The 7,404-nt window shown below is 56.1% G+C and carries 16 protein-coding genes; all 16 read left to right on the top strand.

Annotation, left to right across the window (positions count from 1 at the left end; translation table 11 throughout):
• Positions 1-311 (top strand): EF-Tu C-terminal domain-related protein (locus tag AKL28_RS19710; RefSeq protein ID WP_462491134.1); only part of this gene is annotated, 311 nt, incomplete at its 5' end.
• An 81-nt stretch (positions 312-392) separates the two neighbouring features.
• Entirely contained in the window at positions 393-710 is a 318-nt protein-coding gene (gene rpsJ, locus AKL28_RS19705; RefSeq protein ID WP_006464935.1) for a 30S ribosomal protein S10, read from the top strand.
• 159 nt (positions 711-869) lie between these two features.
• Positions 870-1,541, top strand: coding sequence for a 50S ribosomal protein L3 (gene rplC / locus AKL28_RS19700; protein ID WP_174525384.1), 672 nt, complete (start codon positions 870-872; stop codon positions 1,539-1,541).
• 3 nt (positions 1,542-1,544) lie between these two features.
• The gene (gene rplD, locus AKL28_RS19695) at positions 1,545-2,165 is read left to right on the top strand and encodes a 50S ribosomal protein L4 (protein WP_050469959.1); all 621 of its coding nucleotides are present in this window, start codon (positions 1,545-1,547) and stop codon (positions 2,163-2,165) included.
• The gene (rplW, locus tag AKL28_RS19690) at positions 2,162-2,479 is read left to right on the top strand and encodes a 50S ribosomal protein L23 (protein WP_050469957.1); all 318 of its coding nucleotides are present in this window, start codon (positions 2,162-2,164) and stop codon (positions 2,477-2,479) included. The genes rplD and rplW overlap by 4 nt, the downstream gene beginning before the upstream one ends.
• On the top strand, positions 2,479-3,306 hold the full coding sequence (gene rplB / locus AKL28_RS19685) for a 50S ribosomal protein L2 (protein ID WP_050469955.1): 828 nt from the start codon (positions 2,479-2,481) through the stop codon (positions 3,304-3,306). Before rplW ends, rplB begins: the two co-directional genes overlap by 1 nt.
• Before the next feature lie 10 nt (positions 3,307-3,316).
• Positions 3,317-3,592 (top strand): 30S ribosomal protein S19, encoded by a 276-nt coding sequence (rpsS, locus tag AKL28_RS19680; protein WP_007875308.1) that lies wholly within the window; start codon positions 3,317-3,319, stop codon positions 3,590-3,592.
• Between the two features lie 6 nt (positions 3,593-3,598).
• Positions 3,599-3,931 carry a 50S ribosomal protein L22 gene (rplV, locus tag AKL28_RS19675; RefSeq protein ID WP_174525383.1) on the top strand — a complete coding sequence of 111 codons (333 nt, stop codon included), beginning with the start codon at positions 3,599-3,601 and terminating at the stop codon, positions 3,929-3,931.
• A 9-nt stretch (positions 3,932-3,940) separates the two neighbouring features.
• Positions 3,941-4,756 (top strand): 30S ribosomal protein S3, encoded by an 816-nt coding sequence (gene rpsC, locus AKL28_RS19670; RefSeq protein ID WP_050469953.1) that lies wholly within the window; start codon positions 3,941-3,943, stop codon positions 4,754-4,756.
• Positions 4,757-4,758: 2 nt separating this feature from the next.
• Positions 4,759-5,178 carry a 50S ribosomal protein L16 gene (gene rplP / locus AKL28_RS19665; RefSeq protein ID WP_050469952.1) on the top strand — a complete coding sequence of 140 codons (420 nt, stop codon included), beginning with the start codon at positions 4,759-4,761 and terminating at the stop codon, positions 5,176-5,178.
• Between the two features lie 13 nt (positions 5,179-5,191).
• Complete coding sequence (gene rpmC / locus AKL28_RS19660; protein ID WP_050469950.1) at positions 5,192-5,386, top strand: 50S ribosomal protein L29; 195 nt, start codon at positions 5,192-5,194, stop codon at positions 5,384-5,386.
• A complete protein-coding gene (rpsQ, locus tag AKL28_RS19655) occupies positions 5,383-5,655 on the top strand; it encodes a 30S ribosomal protein S17 (protein WP_050469948.1) in 273 nt (90 codons plus the stop codon). The genes rpmC and rpsQ overlap by 4 nt, the downstream gene beginning before the upstream one ends.
• 197 nt (positions 5,656-5,852) lie before the next feature.
• Entirely contained in the window at positions 5,853-6,221 is a 369-nt protein-coding gene (rplN, locus tag AKL28_RS19650) for a 50S ribosomal protein L14 (protein WP_006464924.1), read from the top strand.
• Positions 6,222-6,230: 9 nt separating this feature from the next.
• Complete coding sequence (gene rplX, locus AKL28_RS19645) at positions 6,231-6,545, top strand: 50S ribosomal protein L24 (protein WP_050469945.1); 315 nt, start codon at positions 6,231-6,233, stop codon at positions 6,543-6,545.
• Between the two features lie 5 nt (positions 6,546-6,550).
• Entirely contained in the window at positions 6,551-7,090 is a 540-nt protein-coding gene (rplE, locus tag AKL28_RS19640; RefSeq protein ID WP_050469944.1) for a 50S ribosomal protein L5, read from the top strand.
• Between the two features lie 7 nt (positions 7,091-7,097).
• Positions 7,098-7,403: a 30S ribosomal protein S14 gene (gene rpsN, locus AKL28_RS19635; protein WP_050469942.1), complete on the top strand. Its 306-nt coding sequence runs from the start codon at positions 7,098-7,100 to the stop codon at positions 7,401-7,403.
• Position 7,404 lies beyond the last annotated feature (1 nt).

Below are 7,404 nucleotides of genomic sequence, written 5' to 3'. Positions count from 1 at the left end.
TTCTGGCCAAGCCGGGTTCGATCAAGCCGCACAAGCACTTCACCGGCGAGATCTATGTTCTGTCGAAGGACGAAGGCGGCCGTCACACCCCGTTCTTCAACAACTACCGTCCGCAGTTCTACTTCCGTACCACGGACGTGACTGGCGCGATCGAGCTGCCGAAGGACAAGGAAATGGTCATGCCTGGCGACAACGTGTCGATCACCGTGCAACTGATCAACCCGATCGCCATGGAAGAAGGTCTGCGTTTCGCTATCCGTGAAGGCGGTCGTACCGTCGGCGCCGGCGTCGTCGCCAAGATCATCGACTAATTGTCGGATCGCAATACCTGTAGCAATTTTCACCATCGCCGGGGATGATCCCATCCCCGGTTCGTTCTTTAAAGGAAAATCATGTCGGTTCCTAGCCAAAAAATCCGTATCCGTCTGAAAGCATTCGACTATCGTCTGATCGACCAGTCCGCACTGGAAATCGTCGACACCGCCAAGCGTACCGGCGCTGTCGTCAAGGGCCCGGTTCCTCTGCCGACCCGCATCCAGCGTTTTGACGTCCTGCGTTCGCCGCACGTCAACAAGACTTCGCGCGATCAGTTCGAAATCCGTACCCATCAACGCCTGATGGATATCGTCGATCCGACCGACAAGACGGTTGACGCATTGATGAAGCTGGATCTGCCTGCTGGCGTTGATGTAGAAATCAAGCTGCAATAAACGCTGAAATAACGCAGGAACTGTTGGGAAAGCGCACAACTTGAGGTTGTGCGCTGTTTTTTTTCGGGCTATAATGCTCGGCTTCGATGTGGATTTTGCGTCTGCAAGTCCGCAATTATTGGTAGTACGAACATCAGCCCCGCCCAATCGCAGGCGGGAATGGAGAAAACAATGAGCCTGGGCCTTGTTGGTCGCAAGGTTGGTATGATGCGCATCTTCACGGAAGATGGGGATTCGATCCCTGTGACCGTGCTGGACGTGTCCAACAACCGCGTGACACAAATCAAAACGCCTGAAGTGGATGGTTATTCCGCTGTTCAGGTGACCTTCGGTCAACGTCGCGCTTCCCGCGTGACCAAAGCCGCTGCTGGTCACTACGCCAAAGCTGGCGTTGAGGCCGGTACCGTTCTCAAAGAATTCCGAGTTGACGCCGCTAAGGCTGCCGAATTGAAGGCAGGCGAAGTGGTTGGCATCGACGGTCTGTTCGAAGCCGGTCAGAAAGTGGACGTCCAAGGCGTCTCGATCGGTAAGGGCTACGCCGGTACCATCAAGCGTTACAACTTCGCATCGGGTCGTGCCTCCCACGGTAACTCGCGCTCGCACAATGTTCCTGGCTCCATCGGTATGGCGCAGGATCCGGGCCGCGTGTTCCCTGGCAAGCGCATGACTGGTCACATGGGTGACGTCACCACTACCGTGCAAAACCTGGAAATCGCTCGCGTTGACGCTGAGCGCCAGTTGCTGCTGGTCAAGGGTGCTGTCCCTGGTGCCAAGAACGGTCAAGTGATTGTTTCTCCGGCAGTCAAAGTCAAAGCGAAGAAGGGGGCCTAATCAATGGAACTGAAGCTCCTGAATGACCAAGGTCAAGCTGCTTCGAACGTCGCCGCACCGGATACCATTTTCGGTCGTGACTACAACGAAGCCCTGATCCACCAGGTCGTGGTTGCCTATCAAGCAAATGCTCGCAGCGGCAACCGCAAGCAAAAGGATCGTGAAGAAGTCAGTCACACCACCAAGAAGCCTTGGCGCCAAAAGGGTACCGGCCGCGCACGTGCCGGTATGTCCTCGTCGCCGCTGTGGCGCGGTGGTGGTCGTATCTTCCCGAACTCGCCCGACGAAAACTTCACGCACAAAGTCAACAAGAAGATGTATCGCGCAGGTGTCTGCTCGATCCTGTCCCAGTTGGCACGCGAAGGCCGCCTGTCGGTCGTTGAGAATTTCGCCGTCGAAGCGCCGAAGACAAAGCTGTTGTCCCAGAAGCTGAAGGGCATGGGCCTGGATTCGGTGCTCGTGATCACCGACAGCCTGGACGAGAACCTGCTGCTGGCATCCCGCAATCTGCCGGGCGTGCTGGTCGTTGAGCCGCGTCAAGCTGATCCCGTGTCGCTGGTGTACTTCAAGAATATCTTGATCACCAAGTCGGCTCTGGCAAAGATTGAGGAGTTGCTGGCATGAACGCAATCGTGAAACATAGCGAAGAGCGCCTGATGAAGGTGCTGCTGGCGCCGGTCATCTCTGAAAAGGCAACCTTCGTGGCCGAGAAGAACGAGCAAGTCGTTTTCCTGGTCGCCAAGGACGCAACCAAGCTGGAAGTCAAGGCTGCTGTTGAACTGCTGTTCAAGGTGGAAGTTGAGTCCGTGCAAGTGGCAAACCGTCAGGGCAAGCAAAAGCGCTCGGGTAAGACCATGGGCCGTCGCAACCACACCCGTCGCGCATTCGTCAGCCTGAAGCCGGGTCAAGAGATCAACTTCACCGAGGAGGCTAAATAATGGCACTCGTAAAAGTTAAGCCGACCTCGCCCGGCCGGCGCGGTATGGTCAAGGTCGTTAATCCCGACCTGTATAAGGGCCGTCCGCTGGCATCGCTGGTCGAAAAGAAGTCGAAGACCGCTGGCCGCAACAACAACGGTCACATCACCACCCGCCACATCGGCGGTGGCCACAAGCAGCACTACCGCGTTGTCGACTTCCGTCGCAACAAGGACGGTATTCCTGCCAAGGTCGAGCGTATCGAATACGACCCGAACCGTACCGCGCACATTGCACTGCTGTGCTACGCGGACGGTGAGCGCAAGTACATCATCGCTCCCAAGGGTCTGACCGTGGGTGACTCGCTGATCAGCGGTGCAGAAGCGCCGATCAAGTCGGGCAACACCCTGCCGATCCGCAACATTCCGGTCGGCACCACCATCCACTGCGTGGAAATGCTGCCAGGCAAGGGCGCCCAAATCGCTCGTACCGCCGGCGCTGCCGTGGTGCTGATGGCACGTGAAGGCACCTACGCTCAGGTTCGCCTGCGCTCCGGTGAAGTGCGCCGCGTTCACATCGAATGCCGCGCCACCGTCGGTGAAGTCGGTAACGGCGAGCACAACCTGCGCAAGATCGGTAAGGCCGGTGCGACACGTTGGCGCGGTATCCGCCCAACCGTTCGTGGCGTGGTCATGAACCCGGTCGATCACCCGCACGGTGGTGGTGAAGGTAAGACTGCGGCTGGCCGTCACCCGGTTTCGCCGTGGGGCCAGCAGACCAAGGGCAAGAAGACTCGTAGCAACAAGCGTACGACTTCGATGATTGTCTCGCGTCGCGGTAAGAAATAAGGGATAAAACATGACACGTTCATTGAAAAAAGGTCCTTTCTGCGACGCCCACCTGGTGAAAAAGGTTGAGGCTGCTCAGGCAACCAAGGACAAGAAGCCGATCAAGACCTGGTCGCGTCGTTCGACAATCATGCCGGACTTCATCGGTCTGACGATCGCGGTGCATAACGGCAAGCAGCACGTGCCGGTCTATGTGTCGGAAAACATGGTTGGTCACAAGCTCGGCGAATTCGCGCTGACCCGTACGTTCAAGGGTCACGCTGCCGATAAGAAGGCTAAGAAATAAGGTCCTATGATGGAAACTAAAGCTACTCTGCGCGGTGTGCACCTGTCGGCCCAGAAGGGCCGTCTGGTTGCAGACCTGATCCGCGGTAAACAAGTTGATCAGGCACTGAATATCTTGGCTTTCAGCCCCAAAAAGGGCGCGGCGATCATCAAGAAGGTTCTGGAGTCCGCAATCGCGAACGCCGAACACAATGATGGCGCTGACATTGACGAGCTGAAGGTCAAGACCATTTATGTGGAAAAGGGTGCGGTCCTCAAGCGCTTCACAGCGCGTGCAAAGGGCCGTGGTGATCGTATTTCCAAGCAATCGTGTCACATCTACGTGACCGTCGGAAACTAAGGAGTCACGATGGGACAGAAGATTCATCCAACCGGTTTCCGTCTGGCGGTTACACGTAACTGGGGCTCGCGCTGGTATGCAGGCAATAACAATTTTGCCGACATGCTCAACGAGGACCTGAAGGTCCGTGCTTACCTGAAGAAGAAACTGAAGAACGCTTCGGTTGGCCGCGTCGTCATCGAGCGTCCGGCGAAGAACGCCCGCATCACCATTTACAGCTCCCGTCCGGGCGTTGTGATCGGCAAGAAGGGCGAGGACATCGAAGTGCTGAAGACCGCACTGGCCAAGCTGATGGGCGTGCCCGTGCACGTCAACATCGAAGAAATCCGCAAGCCGGAAGCCGATGCTCAACTGATCGCCGATTCGATCTGCCAGCAGCTGGAAAAGCGCATCATGTTCCGCCGCGCCATGAAGCGTGCGATGCAGAACGCCATGCGTCTGGGTGCACAAGGCATCAAGATCATGTCGTCGGGCCGTCTGAACGGTATCGAAATCGCCCGTACCGAATGGTATCGCGAAGGCCGTGTGCCTCTGCACACCCTGCGTGCTGATATCGACTACGGTTTTGGCGAAGCTGAAACCACCTACGGCATCATCGGCGTCAAGGTGTGGGTCTACAAGGGCGATCGCCTGGCAAACGGCGAAGCTCCGGTGCTGGTCGGCGAACTGGAAGACGACAAGAAGCGTCGTGGCCCGCGTCGTGACGACGGTAAGCCAGGTGCTCGTCCCCGTTCGAAGACTGGTGCTCCTGGCGCCGGCGCGAAGCGTGGTGGACGTCCTCAAGCTGCCGATGCCGGTGTGTCGGCTGAGAAAGCAGGAGAATAATCATGCTGCAACCAGCACGTAGAAAATATCGTAAAGAACAAAAGGGTCGTAATACCGGCATTTCGCATACCCGCGGAACTGCTGTGTCGTTCGGCGACTTTGGTCTGAAGGCAGTCGGCCGTGGCCGTTTGACCGCCCGTCAGATCGAAGCTGCACGTCGCGCGATGACCCGTCACATCAAGCGTGGTGGCCGTATCTGGATCCGCGTGTTCCCGGACAAGCCGATTTCCCAGAAGCCTGCTGAAGTGCGTATGGGTAACGGTAAGGGTAACCCGGAGTACTACGTGGCTGAAATCCAGCCAGGTAAGGTACTGTACGAGATGGACGGTGTTGACGAAACTCTGGCGCGCGAGGCGTTCCGTTTGGCTGCTGCCAAATTGCCGCTGTCGACGACATTCGTTGTTCGTCAAGTCGGTCAATAATTAGGAGCGGAACATGAAAGCATCTGAACTCCGCGGTAAGGACAAGGCATCGCTGGAAAAAGAACTGGGCGAGTTGTTGAAGGCCCAGTTCGGTCTGCGTATGCAAATTGCAACCCAGCAACTGAACAATACCGCACAGCTGAAGAAAGTACGTCGCGACATCGCGCGTGTGAAAACTGTGATCAACTCGAAGGATGGTCAACAATGAACGATCAAGTGAAACAAGCGCTCAAGCGCACGCTGATTGGCAAAGTTGTGTCCGACAAGATGGACAAGACTGTTACCGTCCTGATCGAGCGTCACGTCAAGCACCCGCTGTACGGCAAGATCATCGTGCGTACCAAGAAGTACCACGCACATGACGAGTCGAACACGGTCAAGGCCGGCGACACTGTCGAAATCCAGGAAGGCCGTCCGGTCTCCAAGACCAAAGCCTGGACTGTGACACGCGTTGTACAAGAAGCACAAATCGTATAAGTAGTACTAAGTAGTCCTTGCGCGCTCGATATTATGCTGCCATAATATCGAGCTCTCCTCTTGTTGTGCATTGCATGCAAGAAGAGCCAAAAAAGTAGCTAAATTCGTCCCCTAACTAGCGAGTTCGCTTGCTAACAGGACCAAGACTGACCGCTTCAGCATCGTGCAAAGCGGATTAAGTTGGGAAAGAAAATATCATGATTCAAACTGAAAGCCGGCTCGAAGTGGCCGACAACACTGGTGCGCGCGAAGTCCTGTGCATCAAGGTCTTGGGTGGTTCCAAGCGCCGCTATGCGGGCATTGGCGACGTGATCAAGGTTACTGTTAAGAGCGCAGCTCCGCGTGGTCGCGTCAAAAAAGGTGAAATTTATAACGCTGTCGTCGTGCGCACTGCAAAGGGTGTTCGCCGTCAGGATGGTTCTCTGGTCAAGTTCGATGGTAATGCAGCTGTCCTGCTGAACGCTAAGCTTGAGCCGATCGGCACCCGTATCTTTGGGCCGGTGACTCGTGAGCTGCGTACAGAGCGCTTCATGAAGATCGTCTCCCTGGCGCCTGAAGTTCTGTAAGGAGTGGTCATGACAAAGATTCGTAAAAACGATGAAGTCATCGTGTTGACCGGCAAAGACAAGGGCAAGCGCGGTGTCGTGGCTGCTCGCGTCAGCGCCGATTACGTCATTGTGGAAGGCGTCAACGTCGCTAAGAAGGCAACTCGCCCGAACCCGATGACTGGTGCAACTGGCGGCATCGTCGATAAGCTGATGCCAATTCATGTGTCCAACGTTGCGTTGTTCAACGCAGCTAGCGGCAAGGCAGATCGTGTGGCTTACAAGGAAGTGGACGGCAAGAAAGTCCGCGCCTACAAGTCGAGCGGCGAAGTCGTTAAGGTTTAATCATCATGGCACGTCTTCAACAGTTCTATAAAGATAAAGTCGTTGCTGACCTGACTACGAAGTATTCGTACAAGTCGGTAATGGAAGTTCCGCGCATCCTGAAGATCACCCTGAACATGGGTCTGTCGGAAGCGGTTGCGGACAAGAAAATCATCGAGCACGCAGTGGGCGATCTGACCAAGATCGCCGGCCAGAAGCCGGTGGTAACCAAGGCGCGTAAAGCGATTGCGGGTTTCAAGATCCGCGAAGGTTACCCGATCGGTTGTATGGTGACCCTGCGTGGCGCGCGCATGTACGAATTCCTGGATCGTCTGGTTACCGTGGCCCTGCCGCGCGTGCGTGACTTCCGTGGCGTGTCGGGTCGTGCGTTCGACGGTCGTGGCAACTACAACATCGGTGTGAAAGAGCAGATCATTTTCCCCGAAATCGAGTACGACAAGATCGATGCGCTGCGTGGTATGAATATCAGTATCACCACGACTGCAAAGACCGACGACGAAGCGAAAGCGCTCCTCGCCGCATTTAAATTCCCGTTCAGAAACTGAGGATGCCATGGCAAAACTGGCACTGATTAACCGTGAACAAAAGCGCGCTGCACTGGTGAAGAAGTATGCTGCCAAGCGCGCCGAGTTGAAGGCCGTTATCGACGACCAATCGAAGTCGGAAGAAGAGCGTTACGAAGCTCGCCTGAAGCTGCAGGCGTTGCCGCGTAATTCGGCTCCGACTCGTCAGCGCAATCGTTGCGCACTGACAGGCCGTCCCCGTGGTACTTTCCGCAAGTTCGGATTGGGCCGTATCAAGGTCCGTGAAATCGCCATGCGCGGCGAAATCCCGGGTTTGACCAAAGCTAGCTGGTAAT

This window comes from Herbaspirillum chlorophenolicum, from assembly GCF_001189955.1.
In the GTDB taxonomy this organism is placed as follows: domain Bacteria; phylum Pseudomonadota; class Gammaproteobacteria; order Burkholderiales; family Burkholderiaceae_D; genus Herbaspirillum; species Herbaspirillum chlorophenolicum.
Note: the sequence above shows the minus strand (reverse complement) of the source record. Positions and strands in the feature narration are given on the sequence as shown.